This window comes from Pseudomonas sp. PDM31 (assembly GCF_019218965.1).
Lineage (GTDB): Bacteria > Pseudomonadota > Gammaproteobacteria > Pseudomonadales > Pseudomonadaceae > Aquipseudomonas.
The window spans coordinates 55,531-82,487 of record NZ_JAHUWS010000001.1 but is presented as its reverse complement, the minus strand read 5'-3'; the positions used below and the strand labels follow the sequence as shown (position 1 = coordinate 82,487).

The following is a 26,957-nucleotide window of genomic DNA, read 5'->3' as shown; positions in this document are numbered from 1 at the left end:
AGTGGACCGGGTCGAAAAATTCGCCCTTCGGCGCTGGCCCAATTGCGGAAGATCGCCTGGCGGCAAGGTTTGCCAGGTGGCATCGCAGATCGCCGGAATAGACGCTCGCACTGGCGTCGATGCCGGGAACTGGAACACTTCCTGCATCGCCCCCCTTTTACTCGCAACGAACAACATTTCATTGACGGTTGTATGCCGGGAGTAATACCGCGCACCCCTTCGTGAGTCGCAACGTGCCGGCTGAAAATTTCCTCTACGTCGAGACGGCGCCTGGCAGGTGCCTGCTGCCAGTTCGAGCACACTTCGCCTCCTATTTAATTCGGTGTGAACATGACAGATACCCCCTGCGCCAATGGTGCTCATCGGGCTTGTGCAATCCAGCCCGTCGATGAGTGCGAAGTGCTGGTCGCGCAGCAGCCTCTTCTGGAAGACGGCGAGCCGCCAGTCGGCGTGGTCATCCATGCCTATGATCCCGATGTACTGCGCGACATTCTGGTCCGCTTGATCGCCCTGTATGAACGCCTGCACCTCTACGTGACTTGCGTGGCCAGCTGTGAGGCTGCGGTGCGCGCCCAACTGGCGGCCAGCGGGCTGAGTTATTCGCTGTATCGGGTGCAGAACCACGGCAGGGATGTCTTGCCATTCCTGCAGATGCTGCCATTTTTACGTGCCGATAACATTCGCACGCTGGTCAAGCTGCATACCCTGCGCTTGGGGGGCACGAACGCCCTCACCGATGACGTATTCGATGACCTGCTGAACCCCGTGCGCTTTCGCCAATCGATAGAACACCTGGCCGATCCGGCGCGTCATCCACTGCTGGGCACCGAGAAGTACTGGCTGCCGGTCAGCAGAAACCTTGCTGAAAACACCCGCGCACACCTGGTCAGCCTGTCCGAGCGTGCCAGTTTTGACCCACGAGGTATCGACAGTTCGCATTTTTTTGTCGGCAGCATGTTCTTTGTGCGCACCGAAGCCTTGGCCCCCCTGCAACGGATGCAGCTGACGGGCAAGGATTTCGAGCCTGAATGCGGCCAGCTCGAAGGCACCCTGGCTCACGCTGTGGAACGTTTTTTCGGCGTTCTGGCGGATGCCGGCCAACAGCAGCGCAATGTCGACCTGTATCGCAGCTGGCTGGACACCCGCCAACTGTCTGCCGCCGAGTTGGACAATCTGCCGGCGCGGCTGGCGAGCTGGCCGCGGCAGCCGGACGTGTTGCTGGTATTGACCGATACCACCGGAGACATTGCGTTGTTGCGCTCCAGCCTGGAAAGCATCGACCGCCAGCTCTATGGGGCGGCGGCTATCGTCGTGCTGTCCAATGCAGAACCGGTAGGGGTCACGCCGGCCGACAATCTGGTCTGGCTTCCGCTGGCTGAATCCTGGCCGAGCCAGCTCAATGAGCTGCTGCAGGGCATTGAGGTCAACTGGTGGTACCTGCTGCGCGGCGGCGACCAACTTGACCCCCACGCCCTGCTCCTGCTGGCCGAAGGCATTGCCCTGAATCCCGGCATCAGCGCCTGCTACAGCGACGAAGACTCGCTGACTGCAACCGGCTGCCAGGACCCGGTCTTCAAGCCGGACCTGAACCTGGATCTGTTGCGCAGTTATCCGTATGTCGGCCGAGCCCTGGCCTTCAGTCGCGAGGCCGCGCTGGCTGCCGATGGCTTCGATCCCGCTTTCGCCGAATTGGCGCCCCATGACCTGCTCTACAGGCTGCTTGAAAATCATGGGCTGGGCACCGTCGGGCACATCAGTGATGTGCTGGTGCACCAGGCAATCAACTTCGCCCAATGGCTCGGTGAACCCCAAGTCACCGCGCACTCCGCGGCTATCGTCCAGGCGCACTTGCAACGCCTGGGCGTGGCTCATGAACTGCGCGCCGGGCCTTTGCCGATGGCCAACCGCGTGGTGTACCAACACGCCGGGCAGCCTTTGGTGTCCATCATCATTCCCACCAAGGACTGCCTGCCGATGCTGCTGCGCTGCATCGAAAGCATCATGGAGAAAACCCGCTACACGAATTACGAACTGATCATTGTCGATAACAACAGTGAAACCGCCGAAGCCCGGGATTGGTTCGGGGGCATGGAAAGCCTGGACGACGCCAAGGTGCGCATCCTGCGTTACCCTCACCCGTTCAACTATGCGGCGATCAACAACTTTGCCGCCGGCCACGCCCGTGGCGAATACCTGGTGCTGCTCAACAATGACACGGCAGTCATTGACGGGGACTGGCTTGACGCCCTGCTCCATCACGCCCAGCGGCCGGAAGTCGGCGTAGTCGGCGCCAAACTGTTGTTCCCCGACGGCACTATTCAGCATGCAGGCGTGGTACTGGGCTTGTGCGGCGTCGCAGACCACCCATTCATCCGCGATCCCATGCAGTCCAACGGCTACCTTCACCGTTTGCAGGTTGACCAGAACTACAGCGCGGTCACCGCCGCCTGCCTGATGATCCACACTGAGCTGTACCACCAGGTGGGCGGTCTGGACGAGGCCGACCTGACGGTTTCCTTTAACGACGTGGATCTGTGCCTGAAAGTCGGCCAGGCCGGGCGCCTGATTGTCTGGACGCCCTATGCGGTGCTGATGCATGAAAACAGTGTGAGCCAGCACACGGTCGACACGACCAGACTGCAAGACAAACGCGAACGCTTCAAGCGCGAACAGTCGACGATGTACCAGCGTTGGCTGCCGCTACTGGCCAACGACCCAGCCTATAACCGCAACCTGACCCTGGAAGGCAGTGGCTTCGCCTCCAATTGCCGCAGCGAAGCCGACTGGCAGCCTCTCGCCAGTCGCGCGCTACCTTACGCACTGTGCTACCCCGGTGATTTTTCCGGCTGCGGACACTACCGGGTACGCCAGCCCTTCGCGGCCATGAAAGACGCGCATCTGGTCGAGGGTACGGTGAGCTACTGGGCGCTTACGCCCGTAGAGTTGCAGCGACTGGAGCCGGACACGATCATTTTCCAGCGGCAATACACCACGCCCCAGCTGGAATCGATGCAGAACACCAAGGCGTTTTCCAAAGCCTTCAAGATCTACGAGCTCGATGACTACATTCTCGACATGCCCCCCGGCGCAAGCCGCGAACTGCCGCCCAAAGACATTGCCCAGCGCCTGAAAAAAGCCGTGGGTCTGTGCGACCGGCTGGTGGTGTCGACGCAGCCACTGGCCAATGCACTGAAAGGTTTCAACACCGACATTCGCGTAGTAGAGAACCGCCTGCCAAGCCAGTGGTGGAGCGGTCTGAACAGCCTTCGCCAACAAGGACGCAAGCCCAGGGTCGGCTGGGCGGGCGGTTCGGGCCACGGCGAAGACTTGCAAGTCATCGCCGAAGTGGTTCGGGAACTGGCCGGGGAAGTGGAATGGGTGTTTCTTGGCATGTGCCCACCGGCACTGCGTCCCTATGTCCACGAGTTCCATAGAGGCGTGAATATCGAGAAATACCCGGAACGCCTGGCCAGCTTGAATCTGGACCTGGCTTTGGCACCGCTCAAGGACAATATGTTCAACGCCTGCAAAAGCAATCTGCGGCTATTGGAATACGGCGCCTGTGGCTTCCCGGTAATCTGTTCCGACATCCTCTGCTATCGCGGTGACTTCCCGGTGACCCGGGTCAGGAACAAGGCCAAAGACTGGATTGGCGCCATTCGCGAACATCTCGCCGAGCCCGACGCCAGCGCGAAGGCCGGTGATGCCTTGCGCGACGTGGTACTCGATACCTGGATGCTCAGGGACGAACACCTGTTGGCGTGGCGAAAGGCCTGGTTGGCGGATTGAATCAGAGGCCAGCGTTTGCGCGCTGGCCTTGTTTCGCTGCAACAGCAAAAGGTGATTCAACTTCCCGAGAACCGATCCCGGCTATTGGTCAAGTGCAGCACCATCGCAGCCCGGGCCGCATCGGGATCTTGCCGCTTGATCGCGTTGAAAATCGCTTCATGCTCCATATTCGCCAACTGGCCCAACTGCGAAAAGTCGGCGCCTCCACGTTCGTCGACCTTCACTTGGGTGCGAGGAATCATGGCATTGCCCAAGTGCTGCATGATTTCTGTGAAAAAAGTATTGCCGGTGGCCTCGGCAATGATCTGATGGAAGCGCTTGTCTTCCTCGACGCAACTGTCGTTGTTGGCCAACGAAGCCTGGTAATCACTCAAGGCCTGGCGCATGCGAGCAAGCTGATCGTCAGTTCTGCGAACAGCTGCCAATGCAACAGCCTGCACCTCCAGGCCCAATCTCAGTTCAAGCATGCTCCTGACACTGGCCACCGTATCCACATGCAGGCGTAGCCCTGGCTGAGATTGTTGCGCCAACACAAACGTCCCGATGCCGTGTCGTGTTTCTACCAGACCCGAAGCTTGCAGTTTGGAGATCGCCTCGCGGACAACGGTGCGGCTTACGCCGTGTTCCAGAACGATGGTCGATTCCGAGGGCAGCTTTTCGCCTGGCTTCAATTGCCCGAGCAAAATGCGCTGGGTCAGTGCTTCAACCACACCCTGGGCCAGGTTAGTGGATCGTCTACGGACCGGGATCCCGCTTTCAATTTGCATAGATTTGCGTCCAGAGAATTTCGCTGTAAAGAGCTTAACACCGGCCAAGGAGTCTTCGGTGAAATGACGGCGTACTTCGGTGGGGCGGATCAAGAGTCGCCCCTACTTGTATGACAACATAGCTCATTCATCTTTTAAATAAGCACCGCCGCCGCCAGCTGACTGACGTCACAAGCCGTGCCAGCCGCGCAACAATCACCTATTTATCTCAATGAATGCTGGATTGTACTGTCGAATCAGCGGCTCTCAGGCATTCGCCAGGCAAACAAAACTCAGCCGCCAGCATTGCGAACCGAAAAATAACTTGTATGATGTCTATCAACGCAAGACATCCTAGACACATCAACAAAAACCAGCGATGCAGGCGAATCACATGAATCCTCAAAAGCTCAAATCCTCCTCAGAAGACCTTCTGCCTTTGCCGTTGACCGATTTCAACGCAGCCGGCGATTTCCGTGCACAGACCTGTCTGCTGCCCAATGGGACGCAAGAGCTGGATGCCCTGATCAAGACGCTCGGCGCCCTGTAATTCGACCCCTGCTACCGACGGCCAAGCCGCCGGCGTCACGCTCAAACCCGCATAAAAATAATCAGTGGGAGATTTGAATTGTGAACAATTCAAGCAACGCATCTGTCGTTCCAGAAGGTGATTCGGTTCTCGCGCGCGCCGTGAGCAAAGTGAAGAGACATGTGCTCCCGCTTTTCGTGATCATGTTCATCCTCAACTATATCGACCGGGTCAATATCGGTTTCGTGCGCACGCACATGGAACATGACCTCGGGATCGGCGCTGCCGCCTACGGCCTGGGTGCAGGCCTGTTCTTCATCGGCTACGCGCTGTTCGAAGTGCCTTCCAACATGCTGCTGCAAAAAGTCGGTGCGCGGATCTGGCTGACCCGCATCATGTTCACCTGGGGCATCGTCGCCACAATGATGGCGTTCATCCAGAATGAAACCCATTTCTACATCCTGCGTTTTCTGCTGGGCATTGCCGAAGCAGGTTTCTTCCCTGGCGTGATCTACTACTTCACCCGCTGGTTGCCGGGCGTCGAACGCGGTAAAGCCATTGCCATTTTCCTCAGTGGCTCAGCCGTAGCCTCGCTGATTTCCGGCCCGCTGTCGGGTGCCCTGCTGCAGATCGAAGGTTTCGGTTTTCACGGCTGGCAATGGATGTTCGCCATCGAAGGCCTGGCCTCGGTATTTCTGGGCTTTTTCGTCTGGTTCTGGCTTGATTCCAAACCTCACGACGCCAAGTGGATGACCCGTGAAGAACAAGATGCGCTGGTCGGTGCCATCGATCAGGAACAACGCGAGCGTGAGGCATTGACCCGCGTCAAACCGACCATTGGCAAGCTCCTCAAAGACCGCCAGATCCTGCTGTTTTGCGCCTTGTACTTCTGCATTCAGCTGACGATTTACGCCGCGACCTTCTGGCTGCCCAGCATCATCAAGAAGATGGGTGACCTGAGTGACGTACAGGTAGGGTTTTTCAACTCGATTCCCTGGCTGATCTCGATCATCGCCATGTACACCTTTGCCTCGCTGTCGAGCAAGTTCAAGTTTCAGCAGGCCTGGGTCGCAACGGCCCTGTTGATTGCAGCAGCCGGGATGTTCCTGTCCACCACCGGTGGACCGATCTTCGCGTTCGTCGCTATCTGTTTCGCGGCCATCGGCTTCAAGTCGGCGTCTTCGCTGTTCTGGCCAATTCCCCAAGGCTACCTGGATGCGCGTATCGCCGCCGCCGTCATCGCGCTGATCAACTCGATCGGCAACCTGGGTGGTTTCGTGGCACCGACGACCTTCGGTTTCCTTGAGCAGACAACCGGGTCGATTCAAGGCGGCCTCTATGGCCTGGCCGGCACCTCGGTGCTTGCCGCGATACTGGTGTTCTTCGCCAAGACCTCGCCCAAAGCATCGTCCCTGCTGACACCGCCGAACGCCGCGCCAACGGTTGCGGCAGTCAGCAAATCTCTCTGAGCCCATTGATCGCTGAATAACCTTATTTTTAGGAACTTGCCATGAACGCTGAACATACTGCCAACATCACCAAGTCGCCTGTCGTCACCAGTTTCCAGGTCGTACCCGTAGCGGGTCACGACAGCATGTTGCTGAACCTTAGCGGTGCCCACGGGCCGTTCTTCACCCGCAACATTGTCATTCTCAAGGATAGTTGCGGTAACACCGGGGTGGGCGAAGTACCAGGTGGCGAACGCATCCGCGAAACGCTCGAAGACGCACGCGCCCTTGTGATCGGCCAGCCCATCGGCCAGTACCAACGCATCCTCAATCAGATGCGCACTACCTTTGCGTCCCGTGACGCGGCAGGTCGCGGCCTGCAAACCTTCGACCTGCGCATCACCATTCATGCGGTGACCGCGATGGAAGCCGCGCTACTCGACCTGCTGGGTCAATTCCTCGAAGTTCCCGTAGCTGCATTGCTCGGCGAAGGGCAGCAGCGCGACGCGGTGAAAATGCTCGGTTACCTGTTCTACATTGGCGACCGCAATGTCACGGATCTGGCCTATCGCAACGAGCCCGACGCTGAAGACGAGTGGTTGCGGATACGGCATGAAAAAGCCATGACCGCGGACGCGGTCGTGCGCCTGGCTGAAGCCGCAAAGGCCAGGTACGGCTTCAACGACTTCAAGCTCAAGGGCGGGGTGCTGCGTGGCGATGAAGAGATCGAGGCGGTCACCGCCCTGGCCGAACGTTTTCCTGACGCCCGAATCACCCTGGACCCCAATGGTGCCTGGTCGCTCAAGGAAGCCATCCGTCTGTGCCGGGACCAGCACCCTGTCCTCGCCTACGCCGAAGACCCATGCGGTGCCGAAAACGGTTATTCAGGTCGCGAAGTCATGGCCGAATTCCGCCGTGCCACGGGCTTGAAGACCGCCACCAACATGATCGCGACCGACTGGCGCGAAATGGGCCACGCCATTCAATTGCAATCGGTCGACATACCGCTCGCCGACCCGCACTTCTGGACGATGCAGGGCTCGGTCCGGGTCGCCCAGATGTGTCACGAGTGGGGTCTGACCTGGGGCTCGCATTCCAACAATCACTTCGATATCTCCCTGGCCATGTTTACTCAAGTAGCCGCCGCCGCACCGGGAGAAATCACCGCGATCGACACACACTGGATCTGGCAGGACGGCCAGCGCCTGACCAGGGAGCCGCTGAAAATCGAAGGTGGCTACGTCAAGGTTCCGACCAGGCATGGCCTCGGGGTAGACATCGACATGGACGCCGTGGCCAAGGCCCACGAAGTGTATAAAGGCATGGGACTCGGCGCGCGGGATGACAGCGTCGCGATGCAGTTCCTGATTCCTGGCTGGAGCTTTAACAACAAGCAGCCTTGCCTGGTACGCTGATTCACAGATCAATAATTGGGTGACCCAAGTACTTTAGAGCTTCAACCTGGCGCAACGGGGGGCACGCAAAGTGCCCCTCCCCTGGCATCGTGGAGATTCAAAGATATGAATCCGACAACACCGGACGGTCGCTACTTCGTGGTCAAAGGGCAGTTGTGGCGTTGCGCCAATCCATCGCTCAATGACGATGTGCGCCAGCGCCTGGTCAACGACCTGATGGCAGCTCGTCGTGAGGTAAAGGCAGCGAAAGCCTCTGGCGATGTCCAGCAGATGAAAGAAGCCAGAGCTGGCGTTCACACAGCGAAGGTGGCGCTTGGTGAGCGCGGGCCGGTGTGGTGGAACGACGGATCCCCTGACTTCAATCGGTACCAGGTCTCGAATACCCCCTATGCCGATTGGTATCTCAACTTGCGGCACTAACCGCATTCATCTATGGGCGGGCGCAAGCAATCATTGTTCCCTGCCGGCGAATAAGGCGCGGATCGGTTCCACCCTCGGTCAGCCGCACAGGTCGGCCCTCCGATCGCCACGCATGCAAACCCTCACCAGGACAGCAATACCATCGCCTTGGCCAGAAACAGGATGCCAAGCATATGCACCAGCACGCTGAGGTGGATCCGCCGTGATCGTTGCGCAGTCATTTGCCCCGTCCGCATCAGATAAACCACATAGCCGAATTGGCCCAGAATACTCAGGGCCAGGCCGATTTTCAGCGCTAGCAAGGTGCCGAAACTGCCGGTCAAAGGATCGCGCAGCACTGCTCGATACTGCCATGCCAACCCCAGTCCTGCCCCATACAGCGCCAGCACGACCAAATGCATGACACGGCGTGCCCGTGCGCCCAGAGCCTTCGATAACTGCTCGCGAGGCGCCAAATCCAGCTGGCGGGCTGCGGGACTGAGGATCATCACCTCGAAGAACACCCCGCCAATGAAGAAAGCCGCCGCCGTCAAATGAATGAACTTCAACAATAGGTAACTCATACTTTCTCCATCAGCCGGGTTGACCATCAGCGCGAGCACGACAGAGCATGGGTGCATAGCAGCACAGATACTGGACAAATGCGCCGACCCAACAGATAGCCGCCAACCAGATCGCGGGCTGATACCAGACACCGACAGCCAGCACACGGAACAGGCCACCCAGGTTGAGCAGCATGAATGCCAGGGTAAAACCCCGTGGCAGCTGCAACGGTCGTCCGGTATGACCTAGGGAAACCCGCGCCAGCATGGCCAGGATCGAGCCGCCCAAAGCGCCGACCGTAAGGGCGTGCAGCGCCTGACTGATACCGCCGTGAAGTCCGAAATGCCAGAGCGCCATGCTGATGCAGGCAATCACCAGCCAGGCATACGCCAGGTGCAGTGACCACAACAGGGGAACCCGCAGCACGCCGCCATCAAACCAGCGCACCAGGCGAATGCCGTGGCCGACGGCCAAGGCGGAAAAAACCAGACCCAGCCACGCATGCGCCTGCAGAGCAACTCCCAACGCAAACAGAGTCGCCACCAAGGCGGTGACAACCAACAGAGCATTGTCCAGCCACCCCCAGGGCTCGACGGCGCAAGCTCGTCCGAGACCACGCTGGGTGAAAAATGGAATCACCCGTCCGCCAATCAATCCCAGCATCGCCGCGGCGAGCCAGACGGCAGCCCAGGTGCCCTGCCGCTGCCAGGCGTCGTTTGCCTGCAGCACCCCAAGCAACGTCAGCGCATCGGCGCCCAGCAACAATGCCAGCACCGCCACGATTGGGTAGTTGCGCGTTTGCCGCACAGCCCAAAGCAAATGCGCCATGATCAATGCCACGCTGGCAAAGAACAGCAGGTTGGCCAGCAACAGCAACTGCGGCGAGCCCGACCACCATGCCAGCCGCGCAACCAACCAGATCGCCACCAGTACGCCGAGCGGCTTGCCGCCAAGGCTGGAGCGCCCCGTCCATGCCTGTACCGCAGTCAGCAAAAAACCGGAAATGATCGCGCCGGCAAAACCGAAGATCAGCTCATGCCGATGCCACGCCAGCCAACCACCCAAGGGCGGGCCCCAGAAGTTGTAGCCTTGCATGGCGAAAACCCATAACGCTATCACCAGGGCAGCCAGCGTGCTGCCCAGCAGGAAGAAAGGACGAAAGCCCAGGCGTAGCAATGGCCACGTACCCACCGCCTTGCGATTGTCGAGAATCTGCATGGTCTCTCCAACAGGCTGGCCTTCGCGGGTGCGAAAGTCGCTTCAGTCTTACAGTATTGTTGATAGCCGATATGACACACATCAAAACTCGGCCTTATGCGTCCGCAATCCAGCAATGAACCATTTTGCTGTCGACCATCGGCAAGTTTTCAACTCTTTTGAATTTTCGTAATACCGGGCCTCTCTGACTTACATACCGAGAAAAGTCAGCAGGCCTGCCATGACGTCCTTACAGATTCATTCCGAGCATTCATCCAAGACGCCAATAGCCTTGGGCGCCCATTTTTCGCTGTATACCCGGCTGATCCGGACACCGGGTGAAGTCGAAGAGGAGACTGTGCGTCGCTACCTGCAGGATCAATTGCAGGCTGCGAGGTGTCTCACTTCCAACCTGCCAACTGGTCTGGCAGATCTGCCCGGCTGGGTTGCACACAACAGCCAGGCCGTCGCCGAGCGTTACCGCACCTACCTGGAAGGTCGACGCGCTGGGGAAGGCAGGAAATTCTTCACCAACAAAGCTCATGCGTTGTATTTCTTGCAACATGTGGCACCGAGCAAACTGGTGGACGGGGCGTGGCTATATGGCACTACCCAGCACGTCGATGACTGGAGATACCGCGGTCTGATCCGCACCTATCTCGAGGAACTGGGCGACGGCGAACCCGCTCTCAATCACGTCCTGCTTTTTCGTAACCTGCTCACTGAGCACGACTGTGCGCCGCACGCCCCGCTCGATGACGCGCTCTATCTACAGGGGGCGATACAACTGGCACTGGGAAGGCTGTCAGATGATTTCCTGCCTGAAGTGCTCGGCTACAACCTTGGCTACGAACAACTGCCCTTGCATCTTCTGATCACGGCTTTCGAACTCAACGAACTGGGTATCGACCCTTACTACTTTACGTTGCATGTCACCATCGACAATGCCAGCTCCGGGCATGCACTCAAGGCCGTGGAAGCGGTTTTGAATTTCTTGCCCAACGACGAAACGAAGGCTGTATTTCTGGAACGCCTGCGCGCCGGCTATCTGCTCAATGATCTCGGAAAAAATTCCACGGACGTCATTCACTCGTTTGAGCTTGAGCAGGAACTGGTCGCCATGCTCGAGACCAAGAGCACCTTTGGCCAGCACATGCATTCAGATTACTGTCGCCTCGAAGGCCGCACCATCAACCAGTGGCTTGCCACCCCTGGCCAAAGCCGGCAGTTGCTTGCAGCTTTGGAAAACAGGGGCTGGATCAAGCGCCATCAAGACCCTCGGGACAGCCGTTTCTGGCAGCTTGTCGAGGGTCCGGGCGCCGCCATGTTCGGTGTGTTCAATGGCTACGAGAAACAGCTGTTGAAAGACTGGATTGCAGGTGACTGGCAAGGCGAAGCAGCCAATCCGTTTCGCAACCGGTTCCCTCGGCGCGATAGCAGAGTTTCGCCAAACCCGTTGTCACCCGCTTTGCTGTCGGCGTCTGTTGAAGAGCTTATTGCGCTGATGGGTCCCGACTCGCACCCGACACCCGAAGGTCTGGCCGCTACCAGAATCTACTCTCAACGTCTTTCTCAAGGGTCACTGACATAATGAATCGATCCGACCTTTGCGACTCGAGCGCGAACACGGCTGTATCGGAACACCACAGTCAAGATCTGGCCTTGTTGCATCTGGGGCAACGTCTACAGCAACAGCAATATCGGTTCGTGACGGTGACGCCATTGACTCATCTGCGGGTCAATGGACGAGAGGAAAACCGCACGGCGCACAATCTGAGAGATATCTTCGGCTGGAGTCGCCCGTTCGAGGCCGGTTTGCTTGGGGCGCAAGAGCATCAGGCGCTATTTCAAAGTGGCTTCCTGCACCCCCAGGCTGACATGTGGGTGAGTGGCGTACGCTGGTCGAGCCTCGACGATTTGCTCCTGGTTCATTCCAGTTTTCCTACCCAGGCTCACGACTCGGTTTTTTTCGGCCCCGACACCTATCGTTTCGCTCAGGCAGTGGAGGGCTTCCTGCAATCTTCCGTGCATCCGATCCAGACGGCAGTGGACATTGGTTGCGGTAGCGGGGTCGGTGCCATTCTGATTGCCAGGGCACGACCGGACGCTCAGGTCACGGCACTGGATATCAATCCCCTGGCCCTGAGATTCACCGCCGTCAATGCATCGCTTGCAGGAGTCGACAATGTTTGCGCGTGCCACAGCGACATCCTTTCAGGAACAACAGGCTGTTTTGACCTGATCGTCGCCAACCCACCATACATGCAAGACACTCAACGTCGCGCCTACCGACATGGCGGGGAGCATTTGGGTTCGGAGTTATCGGTGCGTATTTTGACCCAGGCGATCGATCGCCTGACGCCGGGAGGCAGCGTGATTCTGTATACCGGCGCGCCTTGTGTAGAGGGCGTGGATTTGTTTCTTGAGCAGGCGCTGCCGCTGGTTGACCGCCCGGGACTGGCCTGGAGCTATCGGGAGATGGATCCCGACGTCTTTGGAGAGGAACTGGAGACGGTGATCTACAGAGAAGTCGAGAGAATTGCGGCGGTCGTGCTTATCGTAACCAAAAGACAGTAGGTCTTGCAGGTATGGCATCTCCCCTTCTTGGTCCTCCCACTGACTTTTATGAGTGTTGAAGGGAAGCGCACAGCCCCCCTTGAAAGAGTCGCCTTCGGATTATTGAATGTTATATAATAACATTATATTGACTGCCGGCCGTTAACTGGCAGCGCTATCCACCCCCTTGCCTGCGGCTTTCAATGACAACCCTTTATCAAACCCCACCCGCCACCCGCGCCAGTCAACGCCTGATGTCCATCGATGCCCTCAGGGGGTTGGTGATCCTGTTCATGCTGCTGGATCACGTACGCGAGACGTTCTTTCTGCACCGCCAGGTGGCCGACCCGATGGCCATCGACACCACCGAGCCTACGTTGTTTTTCAGCCGCACCCTCGCCCATTTATGTGCACCGGCGTTCGTGCTGCTCACCGGACTGTCCGCTTACCTGTACGGCGAAAAGCACCAGGGCCGGAACGCGGTGTCGATGTTCCTGTTCAAGCGTGGCCTGTTCCTGGTTCTGCTGGAGTTCACGCTGGTGAATTTCGCCTGGACCTTCCAGTTCCCGCCCCATGTAATTTACCTGCAGGTGATCTGGGCGATTGGCGTGAGCATGCTTGCCCTTGCTGCGCTGGTCTGGCTGCCGCGGCCGATCCTGTGGGTTGTGGGTGCGGTCATCGTCGCCGGGCACAACCTGCTCGATCCGCTGCACTTCCCGGTCGGATCAGCCATGCACCTGCCGTGGGCCATTTTGCATGATCGCGGCTGGATCGAGTTCTCTGACGGCCTGCGCCTGCGCAGCTCCTACCCTGTGCTGCCGTGGATCGGTGTCATTGCCCTGGGTTATTGCATCGGCCCCTGGTTCGCGCATTCAGCCTCTGCCCGCCTGCGTCAACGCCATCTGTTGCTGGGGGGTGCCGGCGCGCTTTTGGGCTTTGTCGCACTGCGCCTGGTCAACGGGTATGGCGAGGCGCAATGGAGGGTGCATGAAACCACCACACAGACCCTCATGAGCTTCTTCAACATCACTAAGTACCCACCTTCCCTGCTGTTCCTTGCGCTGACACTCGGGGTGGGCCTGTTGCTGCTTCTTGGCTTCGAGCGGGCTCGGCAACGCCAGTGGATCAGCGCTTTGGCGGTGTTTGGTGCGGCGCCGATGTTCTTCTACCTGCTGCACCTTTATGTACTGAAGGTGCTCTATCTGACCAGCGTCGCGTTGTTCGGTCTGAACCAGAGCGACTACTTCGGTTTCGATAGCATTTTTTCGGTGTGGCTGACGGCAGTGCTGCTGGCCGCCGCGCTGTATCTGCCTGTGCGCTGGTTTGCCGCCGTGAAGGCCCGCCGTCGTGATATCGGCTGGCTCAAATACTTCTGATCCAGAGAGGGTTCGCCTCGGGCGGCATGATCGACTAACATGCCGCCGCCGGTTTCCAAATGGGATTAATAGGGAATCCGTGATGCGTGCAACGCGTCAAACGGAACTGCCCCCGCAACTGTAGGTGCTGAGCGTGCTCCTGAACTGCCACTGGGATTGAACCCCGGGAAGGCTGGAGCATGCGATGACGCATCAGTCAGGAGACCTGCCGGCCAAGCAACAATCACTGACCGGCGGGGTGTTCGGGAAGGACATCCTTGCGCGCGCGTCACTCAGGTGATCGCCCTGCCCTGCTTTTTGGCAGCGTTCGATGATGTGTTTCCAGACCGTGCACCCTTGCTCCGTGTACGGTTCAAATGGAGATGCATCATGCTGTTGCCCCGCTTTGTCACCCTATTCGCTGGCCTGGGTTTTTGCTCGCTGGTCTGTGCCGCGCCTACTGAATATCCGCTGACGGTCGAGAACTGCGGTGCCACGCTGACCTTCCCACACGCACCGGCTCGAACCGTCACGATCGGCCAGGCCGGCACCGAAATGCTCTTTGCCCTCGGGCTGGGTGACAAACTGGCTGGCACTTCTCTGTGGTTCAACGATGTGCTGGATAAGTACAAGGGGCAAAACGACAAAATCGAACGCCTGGCGGATAACGAGCCGAGTTTCGAGTCGGTGATCGGCAAACGACCGGAACTGGTCGCTGTCGAGCTGGAGTGGATGGTCGGCCCGCAAGGCGCAGTCGCTACCCGCGAGCAGTTTCACGAACTGGGAATCGCCACTTACCTCATGCCCTCGGATTGCGAATCCAAGGACAACCTGGTCGGTGCCGACGGCACTCGCCTGGCGCCGTTTCGTGTGCAAAGCATTTACAAAAGCATCACTGAGCTGGCCAGGATTTTCGATGTTCAGGCGCGTGGCCAACAGTTGAACGCACAACTCAAGGCCAGCCTGGCCAGGTCCGTTGCCGCAGTGCAAGACAAGAACCACACCAGTGCACTGGTGTGGTTTTCCAGCGCCAGTCTGGATATCGACCCCTATGTCGCCGGTCACAAAGGCATTCCAGACTTCATGCTCAAAACGCTGGGTGTGCGCAATGTGGTGCAGTCCGACGAAGAGTGGCCAACGGTCGGTTGGGAAACCATCGCAAAAGCCAACCCGACTTTCCTGGTCATCGCCCGCATGGATCGCCGTCGTTTCCCCGCTGACGACTACCAAAAGAAGCTCGCATTCCTGCACAGCGATCCGGTGACCCGCAACATGGACGCGGTAAAAAACAACCGCATCATCATCCTCGACGCCATGGCCATGCAGGCCAGCCTGAGAATGTTCGATGGGCTGCAATCCCTGGCAATGGCCATCAACAGCTACGACCTGCCAAAATGACTGCAGCGCTGATTCGTACCCTGCTGGCGTTGGTGGCCCTGCTTTTAAGCGTGGTTGCCGGTGTCGCTATCGGTGAAACAAGCATCGAACCCGGCGTGGTACTCCAGGTGCTGGCCAACAAACTGTGGAATGCCGGCTATGTTCTCGACCCCATCGACGAAGGCATCGTCTGGAACTACCGCCTGACCCGCGCGTTGGTTGCAGGAGCTTGCGGTGCGGGCCTGGCGACCTGCGGGGTGATCCTGCAATCGCTGTTGCGCAATCCGTTGGCCGATCCCTATCTGCTCGGCATTTCCGCGGGCGCTTCGACGGGGGCCGTTCTGGTGGCGTTACTCGGTATCGGTGCCGGAGCCATTTCGATGTCGGTCGGGGCGTTTGCCGGAGCCGTTGCTGCCTTTGCTGTCGTGGTTTTACTGGGGCGCGCCAGCGGTGTCCCTGGCAGTACCGGTCAGATCATCCTGGCGGGGATAGCCGGTTCGCAGCTGTTTAATGCGCTGACTGCATTTTTGATCACCAAGTCGGCCAGCTCCGAACAGGCACGCGGCATCATGTTCTGGTTGCTGGGCAACCTCAGTGGTGTGCGCTGGCCTTCGGTGTGGCTGGCCGTTCCCGCTGCCATGGCCGGTCTGGCCGTTTGCCTGTGGCACCGTCGCGCGCTGGATGCCTTCACCTTTGGCACCGACTCCGCCGCCTCGCTCGGCATTGCCGTACGTCGCGTGCAATTTCTGCTGATCAGTTGCGCCGCACTGGTGACTGCGGTGATGGTGTCGATTGTCGGCTCCATAGGTTTCGTCGGTCTGGTCATCCCCCACGCCGCAAGGCTGTTGCTGGGTACGGGGCATACACGCCTGCTACCGGCCAGCGCGCTGGGTGGTGCCGTGTTTCTGATTGCCGCCGATGTGCTCTCCCGCACCCTCATAAAAGGCCAGGTTATCCCGGTCGGCGTGATTACTGCATTGGTCGGAGCGCCGGTGTTCGCCCTGATCCTGATCGGCCGAAGGAATGCCCGATGAATGCTGCCATGCCCGTTATCGACCAGCCTGTATTGAGCTGCTCCGGCCTCGGATTGCAAATTCGCGACGTTGAATTACTGGACGAGATCCACCTGGACATCCGCCACGGCGAGACCCTGGGCCTTATCGGGCCCAACGGTTCGGGAAAATCCACACTGCTCAAGCTGCTGGCCGGCGTGCGCATGCCAAGCCGGGGAAGCATCCATCTCGACGGCCAATGCCTCAAGGCACAGTCACGACGAACCATAGCGCGAACCCTGGCGCTGGTTGAGCAACAGGCCGATACCCTGGATGCCATCAGTGTATTTGATGCCGTGGCCCTGGGCCGAACACCCTGGCTGTCTGCCTTGAGCTCGTGGTCGGCCGAGGACACCGAGATCGTTCATCAAGCGCTGCGGAACGTGGATGCGGCGCATCTGACCACGCGCACCTGGCGCAGCCTGTCTGGCGGAGAGCGTCAACGTGTGCATATCGCTCGTTCCCTGGCTCAGTGCCCGCGCATCCTGCTGCTGGACGAGCCAACCAATCACCTGGATATCCAGCACCAGATAGGGATTTTGAATCTGGTTCACGCATTGCCCGTGACAACCGTGGTCGCCCTGCATGACCTCAACCAGGCCCTCACCTGCGATCGTCTGGCCGTGCTGGAACGTGGACGCCTCGTTGCCTTGGGCAAACCGCTTGAAGTGCTGACCCCGCACCGCCTTTTGCAGACGTTCGGAGTCCACGCGCACTATCTCGTTGACCCGTTTGACGGAGCGAAAATCCTGCGATTTCGCTCTTGGTGACTGGGTGCCGCGCCTCAGGGTGATGACCCGCGAAAGCCCTTCAGCGCAAATAGCTGGCGGCCAGCCATCAGCTACAATCACAACCGCACGCCCACACCGCCATCACTCTCGAGATGGCCAGCCTGAAAACGGAGTGACGGATGCTGTATTTTCAGCAAATGCTGGGCACCGCGGTATTCGCCATTACCGGGGTACTGGCTATTCACAAGGTGGGGGTCGATGTATTCGGCGCCGTGGTACTGGGCATCATTACTGCCATTGGTGGCGGCACCATTCGCGATCTATTGCTCGATCAACCGATTTTCTGGATAGCAGACTTCAACTACATCTGGGTCGGCGGCGGTGCCGCATTGCTGGCTTTTTTCCTCACCAAGAGATTCCAGCAACGTTATCGCCTGTTGTTGTACCTCGATGGATTCGCGGCCGCTCTGTTTGGATTAGTGGCTACCGAGAAAGTGCTTGGACTGCAACTTGCTGCGCCTTTTGCCGTGATGATGGGTGTACTGACCAGTATCGGAGGAGGCATCGCTCGCGATGTGCTGGCCGGCAGAACCTCGTTGTTGATGTCACGTGAGATCTACGCCACGCCGATCCTGCTGGGGTGCATTTTGTATGTCTTGTTACGCGATGTATTCGGGTCAATCCAGATCGCCGGTTGGCTGGCCCTGATATTCACCTCTTCCTTGAGGTTTCTTGCCATTTACAAAGAACTGCAAATGCCGGCTATTTTATCCACCAGCCAAGGCTAGGCCCGCCAAACATCGTCAGCCAGCCATTCCATCACGATAATTTCACATTCACCGGCGTAGGCTTAACCCAACTCCTTTGTGATTCCTGGCCCGCACCCCCCATCGCGGGCCTTTTTTTTTGCCTGCAATAAGCCCCAGGCCTGCAAGTCGCCTTCATCCTGCCTATGTTCGCCAGCGAACAGACGAACACCCCTGCCAATCGTCAAACTCAAGGTACAAAAGGTACGTCCAGCACGTGCTGCCCGGTGCGCACGCAATGGACTGGCGCACCTGCCGCAACACGCGCAATTGTATTCAGGCATTCCAGGATCAGGACCTTATGAACAGCATATGGACACGCATGCAAAAGGTGTTTCCCCGTTCGTCCGGATTTTGGCGAACCGGTCAGTTGTCCCGCCCCCGATTCGAATACGAGCCGATATTACGCTCGGAGCTGTTTAACGCCGATCAGATGGCCAGCCACGGTATCGCCCTGGCCGGACAGCATCGCCTGAGCGCGTTGTCCGCAAAGGACGCCATGCTGCGTCGACTCGATGACAACGAACAACTGCTCAAACGCAGCTGCACGGCGCTGACCCAGGCGCAAATGTCCAGCCGACGGGTAACGCCGGCAGCAGAGTGGCTGCTGGACAACAACTTTCTGATCGAAGACCACATCCGCACCGCCCGCACGCACCTGCCCAAAGGCTACAGCCGTGAGTTGCCACGCCTGATCAACGGCCCGTCCGCCGGGCTGCCGCGGGTCTATGACATCGCGCTGGAGACCATTTCCCATGGCGACGGCCGAGTCGATGAGCAAACCCTCAGTCGCTTCATCGATGCCTACCAGACGGTGATGCCTCTGGCACTGGGAGAGCTGTGGGCGATCCCGATCATGTTGCGCCTGGCGTTGATCGAAAACCTGCGTCGCGTGGCGTCGCGGGTCATGGCCAACGCCGACGATCGAAACCTCGCCGATGACTGGGCCGAGCGCCTGATCGAAACCTCGGAACGGGATATCAAGAGCGTGGTGCTGACCGTTGCCGATATGGCCCGCTCCGCACCGCCGATGACCCCGGCTTTTGTCGCCGAACTGACCCGCAGCCTGCAGGGTCAGAGCGCAGCCCTGGCCCTGCCGCTGAGCTGGATCGAGCAGATGCTCAGCGAGACCGGTTCGAGCATCGAACGCCAGGTGCAGCTCGATGCGCAGCAACAGGCCGCGGATCAGGTGTCCATCGGCAACAGCATCGGCAGCTTGCGCCTGCTGTCCGCCACCGACTGGCGCGAGTTCGTCGAATCGATGAGTCATGTCGAACAGATTCTCGCGCAAGACCCGGCGGCGATTTACCCGACCATGGATTTCGCTACCCGTGACAGCTACCGGCATGTCATTGAACGCCTGGCCCGAAGCAGCCCCCAATTATCGGAAATCCAGGTCGCCCGCGCCGCGATCGATCTCGCCACAGCCGGGACCGCCACGGTCCCCTGCCCGTTGCTGGCCCGCCACGTCGGCTATTACCTGATCAGCGCCGGGCTGCCAACCCTTGAGCGCCGCATCGACGCCCGGGTACCGCTGCATAAGCGCTGGAACCGGTTGTTGCAGCAATCCCCGCTGATTTTTTATCTGGCCCCGGTGGCATTGCTGACGCTGCTGTTTGCCTGGCCGCTGCTGGCCTCGGCGCGACGCGACGGATTGCCTGACGTAGCGCTCCTGCTGCTGGCCATTCCATGCCTGATCATGACCAGCCGACTGGCCGTCAGCCTGATCAACTGGCTGGTGACCTTCAGTCTGTTGCCGGCAGTTCTACCGAAAATGGATTACGCCAACGGCATTCCCGACGAGGCGCGAAGCCTGGTAGTAATCCCGACGCTGATCGCCAGCCTGGCCGATGTCGATGAGTTGGTCGAAGGCCTGGAGGTACGTTTTCTCGCCAACCGCGACGACAACCTGTATTTCGCCTTGCTCAGCGATTTTCTCGATGCCAATGAAGAATCCCTGCCGCAGGACGCCGATTTGCTCAACCACGCCTCCCGTGCAATCACCCTGCTCAACCAGAAGTACGCGGACGGACTCAACGACCGATTCTTTCTGCTGCATCGGCCACGGCGCTGGAACGCCAGTGAACGCGTGTGGATGGGCCACGAGCGTAAACGCGGCAAGCTGATCGAGCTCAACGCCCTGTTGCGCGGCAACGGACAGGAACGTTTCGACACGATCGTCGGCGATATCACGCCATTGCGCCAGGTTCGCTACGTCATCACCCTGGACACCGACACCCTGCTGCCGCGCGACGTCGCCCGCCAATGCGTGGCGGCCATGATGCACCCGTTGAATCGTCCGTTGTTCGACAGTGCCGGCGAGCAGATCATTTGCGGCTACGCCGTGTTGCAACCGCGGGTCGGTATCAGCCTGACCAGCGCCACGCGCTCGAGCTATGCCCGGCTGTTCGGCAGCGATGCCGGGGTAGATCCCTATACCCGGGCGGTTTCGGACGTTTACCAGGATCTGTTCCAGCAGGGCTCGTTCATCGGCAAGGGCATCTACGACGTGGATGCTTTCACCTGTGCCCTGGAAGGTTGCCTGCCGGATAACCAGATTCTCAGCCACGACCTGATCGAAGGCTGTTATGCCCGATCCGGCCTGCTCAGCGATGTGCAGGTCTACGAGCAATACCCCTCGCACTTTGCTGCCGATGTAAAACGCCGGCATCGCTGGATACGCGGCGACTGGCAACTGCTGCCGTGGACCTTGCCCTGGGCGCGCAACGCCGATGGAAAACGGGTGCGCAACCGGCTGAGCGTCATGGCGCGCTGGAAGATTCTCGACAATCTGCGCCGCAGCCTGGAACCGCTGGCGCTGTTGCTGATGTTTGCATGGGCCTGGCTGGCCAGCAGCGAACCGCTGGGCTGGACCGTCGCAGTCATCGGTTTGCTGGTGATTCAACCCTTGCTGCGAGCGGCGAGCGATCTGCTCCGAGCCCCCGCCGACGTCCCCTACAGACAATATCTGGGGGCGCTGCTGGGCGATCTGGGGCAGGACCTGGCCCGGGCGTGTCTGGCGCTCGCCTGGCTGCCTTTCGAAATGCTCTACAGCGTCGATGCTGTACTGCGCTCGCTCTGGCGGATCGGCTTCAGCCGGCGTCGCCTGCTGCAATGGCAACCCTCGCGCGAGGTGGAACGCACCACCGATAACCGGTTGTCCGGCCTCTATCGGCAGATGTGGATCGGGCCCGTGTCATCCCTTGCCTCTTTGGCCCTGCTGGTGGACAACCCGCAGACGCTGGCCATCGCCAGCCCGCTGCTGTTGTCGTGGCTGGTTGGCCCCTGGGTCGCCTGGCGACTCAGCTCACCCCCCGGGCAGTCGGTGTTCGCGCCGTCGGCGCAGGAGTTACGCTTCCTGCGGGTACTGGCGCGCAAGACATGGGCATTTTTTGATCAATACGTCGGGCCTGAAGACAATTGGCTGCCCCCAGACAACGTGCAGGAACAACCCAGGCCGGCCATTGCCCATCGCACCTCCCCGACCAACATGGGCATGTCCTTGCTCGCCCACCTGGCCGCTCACGACTTCGGCTATTTGAGCACTGAGCGCCTGCTGAACCGGCTTGGGGCGTCACTGGACAGCATGGACGGCCTGGAGCGTCATCGGCAGCACTTCTACAACTGGTACGACACCCAGACCCTGGAGCCGCTGCGACCGCATTACGTCTCAACCGTCGACAGCGGTAACCTGGCGGGCCTGCTGCTGACCTTGAGCACCGGTCTGACGCAACTTGCAGACTCGCCGCTGTTCGGCCCTGCACTGATCAAGGGCCTGCGCGACAGCCTCGACATCCTTGTCGAGTGCCAGGGTGGCGCAAGTGCGGATCAACCCGCCTTGAATCAACTGGGCAAGCGCCTTGATCTTGTCTCGCCAGAGGCGACGCCAGGCATGCTGGTCGATCTGCTGCACACGGCACGCCTCGCGGTCGCAAACATGCAAGCGGACAGCAACGAGGAAAGCCTTTACTGGCGCGAGGCGTTTAGGCTTCAGTGCAATGACTGGACAGAAGAACTGCTGCGTTATCAGCTCCCTGCCCCGCTAACCGCTACCGCGTCGACGACGTTGCGTCAGCTGGCAGCGTTGAACCCCGCCGACTGGGCAGCCGAACACCACCCGCAAATAGAGCGGGTGCGCAGTGTCGCCGGATCGCGTCTGGCGACACTGGAGCGTCTGGCTGTATTGGCGACCGGGTTGGCACAGATGGACTACTCGCTGCTTTACGATCAACAGCGCGACCTGTTCGTCATCGGTTACAACGCCGAAGAGCTCCGGCTGGACAGCGGTTACTACGACCTGCTGGCGTCCGAGGTGCGACTGCCCATTTTCGTCGCCATCGCTCAAGGACAGATCCCCCAGCGCGCCTGGTTCACCCTGGGCAGGCTGCTGGGTGAAAACGCCGGGGTACCGACCTTGTTGTCCTGGTCGGGCTCGATGTTCGAATACCTGATGCCCATGCTGGTGATGCCCAACTACGAGGGCAGCCTGCTCGACCAGACTTGCCGGGCCGCCGTGGCGGTGCAGATCGAACATGGCAACACGCTGGGTATTCCCTGGGGCGTTTCGGAGTCCGGTTACTACACCGTCGACGCGCACTTCAACTATCAGTATCGCGCCTTCGGCGTTCAGGCCCTGGGGCTCAAGCGCGGGCTCAGCGATGACGTGGTGATTGCGCCCTATGCCAGCGTTCTGGCGTTGATGGTCGATGCCGAGGCGGCCTGCAAGAACCTGCAGCGCCTTGCCGGGCAAGGTTCTGCAGGCCGATTCGGTCTGTATGAAGCGGTGGACTACACCGAGGCCCGCGTGCCCCGCGGTCAGACCCTCGCCGTGGTCCGCTCGTTCATGGCTCACCACCAGGGCATGAGCCTGCTGGCGTTGACCAGCCGACTGCTCGATCAACCCATGCAACGGCGATTCGAGGCCAACCCGGCGTTGCAATCAGCCCTGTTGCTGTTGCAGGAACGGGTGCCCAAGTCTGCTGCGCCGTACCTGCAGACCGCGCAATCACCGGCGCCCGTCAATGCAGGCGAGGGCCAGAGCGAGGAAAACGGCCTGAGGGTGTTCGTCGATCCGGGACGCAAACGTCCGGCCGTGCAATTGCTCTCCAATGGTCGCTACCACGTCATGCTGACCAGTGGCGGCGGAGGCTACAGCCGCCGCCACGACATGGCCGTCACCCGTTGGCAGGAGGACATCTCACAGGACAACTGGGGGACGTTCTGTTACCTGCGCGACGTCCAGACCAATACGCTTTGGTCCGCGGCTTTTCAACCAACCTTGCAGCAAACCGAAAGCCACGAGGCGATCTTCAGTGATTCGCGCGCCGAATTTCGCGCGCGCAATCTGGATTTCGACACCCACCTGGAAGTTGTTGTCTCGCCTGAAGACGACATGGAACTGCGGCGCTTGCATGTGACCAATCGCGCGTCAGTGGCCAAGACGTTGGAGGTCACTACCTATGCCGAAGTCGTGCTGACGCCCCCGGGCAACGACGCGATGCACCCGGCATTCAGCAAGCTGTTCGTGCAAACCGAACTGCTGCCTGAGCTTCAAGCCATTATCTGCAGTCGCCGCCCCCGGGCCAGCGATGAAGCGACGCCGTGGATGTGCCATTTGCTGGCCGCACACGGGGTGGATATCGATGCGATCTCCTACGAAACCGATCGTGCCCGATTCATCGGCCGTGGACGCAGCCTGGTATCGCCCGCAGCCCTCAATGGCGATTGCCACATGTTGTCAGGCAGTGCTGGCCCGGTGCTGGATCCGATAGTCGCGATTCGCTGCAGGATTACCCTGCAACCTGGCCAACAGGCCACCATTGACCTGGTCACCGGTGTCGCCGACACCCGTGATGGTTGCCTTTATTTGATCAACAAATACCGCGACCGCCACCTCGCCGACCGGGTGTTCGACCTGTCCTGGACCCATAGCCAGGTGCTGCTGCGTCAGCTCAACGCTTCGTTATCCGACGCCCGCCTATTCGAACAGATGGCTTCGTCCCTGCTATATGCCAACGCCTCGATGCGCACCGACAACACGGTGCTGATGAGCAATCGGCGCAATCAGACAGGGCTCTGGGGCCAGGCCATCTCCGGCGACTTGCCCATCGTGTTGCTGCGGATCCACAGCCTGGACAACATCGCCCTGGCGCAGCAGATGATTCAGGCCCACGCCTACTGGCGACAAAAAGGCCTGGTGGTCGATCTGCTGATCTGGAACGAAGATCAGGCCGGCTATCGCCAGCAACTGCAGGACGCGATCATGGGCCTGATCACCTCCGGCAGTGAAGCCACCCTGCTGGACCGTCCGGGTGGCATTTTTGTGCGGCCGGTGCAACAGATGTCGAATGAGGATCGCGTGCTGGTGCTCTCGGTCGCAAGGCTAGTGCTCAGCGAAGGTTCGGGCAGCCTCGCCGAACAGGTTCACAGGCGCAATGTGTCGCCGGTGCACGCGCCGTTTGTGGCGACCCGGCCGTATAAAGCCGGGCCGCTTTCACCACAGCCCAAGCCTTCGGCGCTGCTGCTGGAAAATACCTATGGCGGCTTCAGCGCTGATGGCAATGAATACATCATCAGCGGGCTGGCCGACCACCCGCCACCGGCGCCCTGGGTCAACGTGATCGCCAATGCCCATCTCGGTACCGTGGTATCGGAGGCCGGCAGTGCCTACACCTGGGCGGAAAACGCCCATGAGTTTCGCCTGAGCCCCTGGCATAACGACCCGGTCACCGATCGCAGCGGCGAAGCCATTTACCTGCGGGATGAAGAGACCGGGCATTTCTGGTCGGCGGCACCCCAGCCCTGCCCCGGAAAAGGCCCATACCAGACTCGTCACGGTTTCGGCTACAGCGTGTTCGAACATGAAGAAGACGGCATTTACAGCGAACTGTGGATCTACGTGGCGCTGGATGCGCCGATCAAATTCTCGCGGTTGTTGTTGAGCAACCGCTCGGGGCGCAGCCGCAAACTGTCGGTGACCGGGTATGTGGAATGGGTGCTGGGCGATCTGCGCGGCAAGTCGGCCATGCATGTGGTCACTCAATCGGATCCGGTCAGCGGCGCCCTCTTCGCCCGCAACGCCTACTCGGTGGAGTTTTGCGAGCGGGTCGCGTTCTTCGACACCGACACGGTGAATCACGGCGTCAGCGCCGACCGTACCGAATTCATTGGCCGCGGCGGCACCCTGGCCGCGCCGGCGGCGATGCGGCACGCCGGGTTGTCCGGGCGCATGGGCGGTGGGTTGGACCCTTGTGCCGCCCTGCAGGTGGCGGTCGACCTCGTCGATGGCGCCAGCCAGGAAGTTATCCTGCGCCTGGGCGCGGCCGACTCCGGCAACGCCACCACCCAACGGGTGCAGCGCTATCGGGGCAGCCTGGCGGCCGCCACGGAGTTGCAGAAAGTTCGCGACCACTGGCGCTCGCTGCTTGGCGTCATTCGTATCGAATCGGCAGCGCCCGCGGTCGACGTCATGGTCAACGGCTGGTTGATGTATCAGGTCATCGCCTGCCGCTTCCAGGCCCGCAGCGGCTACTACCAATCGGGTGGTGCCATTGGTTTTCGCGACCAGTTACAAGACAGCATGGCAATGATCCACGCCGATCCGGCTGCCGTGCGCGCGCATCTGTTGCTGTGCGCCGGTCATCAGTATGCCGAAGGTGACGTGCAGCACTGGTGGCACCCGCCTATGAATCGAGGGGTACGCACTGGCTGTTCCGATGACTTCCTGTGGCTGGTAGCCGCCACCAATCGCTACGTGGAAGTGACCGCAGACGTGGCCGTGCTGGACGAGTCCGTCGGCTACCTGGAAGGACGCCTGCTGGCTGCTGCTGAAGAATCCTACTATGACCTTCCGGGCACCTCGCCGCTGCACGAGTCCCTGTATCGACACTGCGTGCGGGCCATCGAACACGGCTTGCGTCGCGGCAAGCACGGCTTGCCGCTGATGGGCTCCGGTGACTGGAACGATGGCATGAATCGAGTCGGCCATCTGGGTGCCGGGGAAAGTGTCTGGCTGGGCTTTTTCAGCTATCAGGTGCTGGAGCAGTTTGCCGTGACTGCCCGTTTGCACGGGGATGACGACTTTGCCAAACGCTGCAGCGAGAGCGCGCGCACCCTGCAAAGCAACCTCGAGCAAAGCGCCTGGGACGGCGCCTGGTATCGCCGTGCCTGGTTCGATGACGGGCAATTGCTCGGCTCGGCCAGCAATGAAGAGTGTCGCATCGACTCGATTGCGCAAAGCTGGTCGGTGCTGTCAGGGGCCGGCGCTGCGCACCGCCAGATCCAGGCCATGCAGTCACTGGATGAGCATCTGATCAAGCGCGACATCCGCGCCGTGCTGCTGCTCGATCCGCCGTTCGACAAGGGCACTCTGGACCCTGGTTATATCAAGGGCTACGTGCCCGGCGTGCGCGAGAATGGCGGGCAGTACACCCACGCTGCCGTGTGGGCGGGCATGGCGTATGCGCAACTGGGTGAAGCGGGCAAGGCCTGGGAGCTGCTGAACCTGATCAACCCCGCAGTTCCTGCCAACAACGTTCGAATCGACACCTACAAGGTCGAACCCTACGTGATGGCCGCCGATGTCTACGGCACCGCGCCCCATGCCGGGCGCGGTGGCTGGACCTGGTACACCGGCTCCGCCGGCTGGATGTACCGGTTGATTGTCGAGTCATTGCTGGGCGTACAGCGCAGCGGCCGAACACTGAAAATCGAACCGCTGATACCGGCGGACTGGCCGGGTTTCATGCTGCACTACCGCTATGGCAAGGCCCTCTACCACTTTGATGTGCGTCAGGGCAGTGCAACCGTCACCACCATGACCATCGACGGCCAGCCAGTCGGCGGCAACGCGCTGACCCTGGATGACGACGGCCTGGAGCATTGGCTGCGGGTAGACTGCCGCGCTCGCTCCCCCCAGCCCCTAGCGCTGGCCTACGAGCAAGCCGTCGATCAGTAGACATCGATCACCAGCCCGGGCGCGCATGGGAGTACCC

General features: G+C 60.1%; 16 protein-coding genes and 1 riboswitch. Of the genes, 13 read left to right on the top strand and 3 right to left on the bottom strand.

Annotated features, from left to right (window positions below):
- Window positions 1-330: 330 nt before the first annotated feature.
- The gene (locus KW839_RS00290; protein ID WP_218423006.1) at window positions 331-3,789 is read left to right on the top strand and encodes a glycosyltransferase; all 3,459 of its coding nucleotides are present in this window, start codon (window positions 331-333) and stop codon (window positions 3,787-3,789) included.
- Window positions 3,790-3,845: 56 nt separating this feature from the next.
- On the opposite strand, the gene KW839_RS00285 is transcribed toward KW839_RS00290, so the two are convergent.
- A complete protein-coding gene (locus KW839_RS00285; protein ID WP_060542087.1) occupies window positions 3,846-4,556 on the bottom strand; it encodes a FadR/GntR family transcriptional regulator in 711 nt (236 codons plus the stop codon).
- A gap of 373 nt (window positions 4,557-4,929) precedes the next feature.
- Between KW839_RS00285 and KW839_RS00280 the strand changes: the two genes are divergently transcribed.
- From KW839_RS00280 to KW839_RS00265, 4 genes are all read left to right on the top strand, one after another.
- Window positions 4,930-5,085, top strand: coding sequence for a hypothetical protein (locus KW839_RS00280; protein WP_177336974.1), 156 nt, complete (start codon window positions 4,930-4,932; stop codon window positions 5,083-5,085).
- Between the two features lie 80 nt (window positions 5,086-5,165).
- Complete coding sequence (locus KW839_RS00275) at window positions 5,166-6,533, top strand: MFS transporter (RefSeq protein WP_060542086.1); 1,368 nt, start codon at window positions 5,166-5,168, stop codon at window positions 6,531-6,533.
- A 41-nt stretch (window positions 6,534-6,574) separates the two neighbouring features.
- The gene (gene gudD / locus KW839_RS00270) at window positions 6,575-7,927 is read left to right on the top strand and encodes a glucarate dehydratase (protein ID WP_218423005.1); all 1,353 of its coding nucleotides are present in this window, start codon (window positions 6,575-6,577) and stop codon (window positions 7,925-7,927) included.
- A gap of 105 nt (window positions 7,928-8,032) precedes the next feature.
- A complete protein-coding gene (locus KW839_RS00265; RefSeq protein ID WP_060542084.1) occupies window positions 8,033-8,347 on the top strand; it encodes a hypothetical protein in 315 nt (104 codons plus the stop codon).
- A 122-nt stretch (window positions 8,348-8,469) separates the two neighbouring features.
- On the opposite strand, the gene KW839_RS00260 is transcribed toward KW839_RS00265, so the two are convergent.
- Window positions 8,470-8,910 carry a CopD family copper resistance protein gene (locus KW839_RS00260; protein ID WP_218423004.1) on the bottom strand — a complete coding sequence of 147 codons (441 nt, stop codon included), beginning with the start codon at window positions 8,908-8,910 and terminating at the stop codon, window positions 8,470-8,472.
- 10 nt (window positions 8,911-8,920) lie between these two features.
- Window positions 8,921-10,108 (bottom strand): NnrS family protein, encoded by a 1,188-nt coding sequence (locus tag KW839_RS00255; protein ID WP_218423003.1) that lies wholly within the window; start codon window positions 10,106-10,108, stop codon window positions 8,921-8,923.
- 220 nt (window positions 10,109-10,328) lie between these two features.
- Here KW839_RS00255 and KW839_RS00250 point away from each other — a divergent pair, with 220 nt between their 5' ends.
- From KW839_RS00250 to KW839_RS00215, 8 genes are all read left to right on the top strand, one after another.
- Window positions 10,329-11,678, top strand: a complete 1,350-nt coding sequence (locus tag KW839_RS00250) for an iron-containing redox enzyme family protein (RefSeq protein ID WP_218423002.1) — start codon at window positions 10,329-10,331, stop codon at window positions 11,676-11,678.
- Window positions 11,678-12,664 (top strand): class I SAM-dependent methyltransferase, encoded by a 987-nt coding sequence (locus KW839_RS00245; protein ID WP_218423001.1) that lies wholly within the window; start codon window positions 11,678-11,680, stop codon window positions 12,662-12,664. Before KW839_RS00250 ends, KW839_RS00245 begins: the two co-directional genes overlap by 1 nt.
- Window positions 12,665-12,846: 182 nt before the next feature.
- The gene (locus tag KW839_RS00240) at window positions 12,847-14,019 is read left to right on the top strand and encodes a DUF1624 domain-containing protein (protein ID WP_218423000.1); all 1,173 of its coding nucleotides are present in this window, start codon (window positions 12,847-12,849) and stop codon (window positions 14,017-14,019) included.
- Window positions 14,020-14,051: 32 nt separating this feature from the next.
- A riboswitch (cobalamin riboswitch) is annotated at window positions 14,052-14,247 on the top strand.
- Between the two features lie 141 nt (window positions 14,248-14,388).
- Entirely contained in the window at window positions 14,389-15,396 is a 1,008-nt protein-coding gene (locus KW839_RS00235; protein WP_218422999.1) for an ABC transporter substrate-binding protein, read from the top strand.
- An 8-nt stretch (window positions 15,397-15,404) separates the two neighbouring features.
- Window positions 15,405-16,409: an iron ABC transporter permease gene (locus KW839_RS00230; protein WP_177336978.1), complete on the top strand. Its 1,005-nt coding sequence runs from the start codon at window positions 15,405-15,407 to the stop codon at window positions 16,407-16,409.
- Window positions 16,406-17,197 carry an ABC transporter ATP-binding protein gene (locus KW839_RS00225; protein ID WP_218422998.1) on the top strand — a complete coding sequence of 264 codons (792 nt, stop codon included), beginning with the start codon at window positions 16,406-16,408 and terminating at the stop codon, window positions 17,195-17,197. The genes KW839_RS00230 and KW839_RS00225 overlap by 4 nt, the downstream gene beginning before the upstream one ends.
- Before the next feature lie 140 nt (window positions 17,198-17,337).
- Window positions 17,338-17,946, top strand: a complete 609-nt coding sequence (locus KW839_RS00220; protein ID WP_060542075.1) for a trimeric intracellular cation channel family protein — start codon at window positions 17,338-17,340, stop codon at window positions 17,944-17,946.
- A 319-nt stretch (window positions 17,947-18,265) separates the two neighbouring features.
- The gene (locus tag KW839_RS00215) at window positions 18,266-26,920 is read left to right on the top strand and encodes a glycoside hydrolase family 94 protein (protein ID WP_218422997.1); all 8,655 of its coding nucleotides are present in this window, start codon (window positions 18,266-18,268) and stop codon (window positions 26,918-26,920) included.
- Window positions 26,921-26,957: the final 37 nt, after the last annotated feature.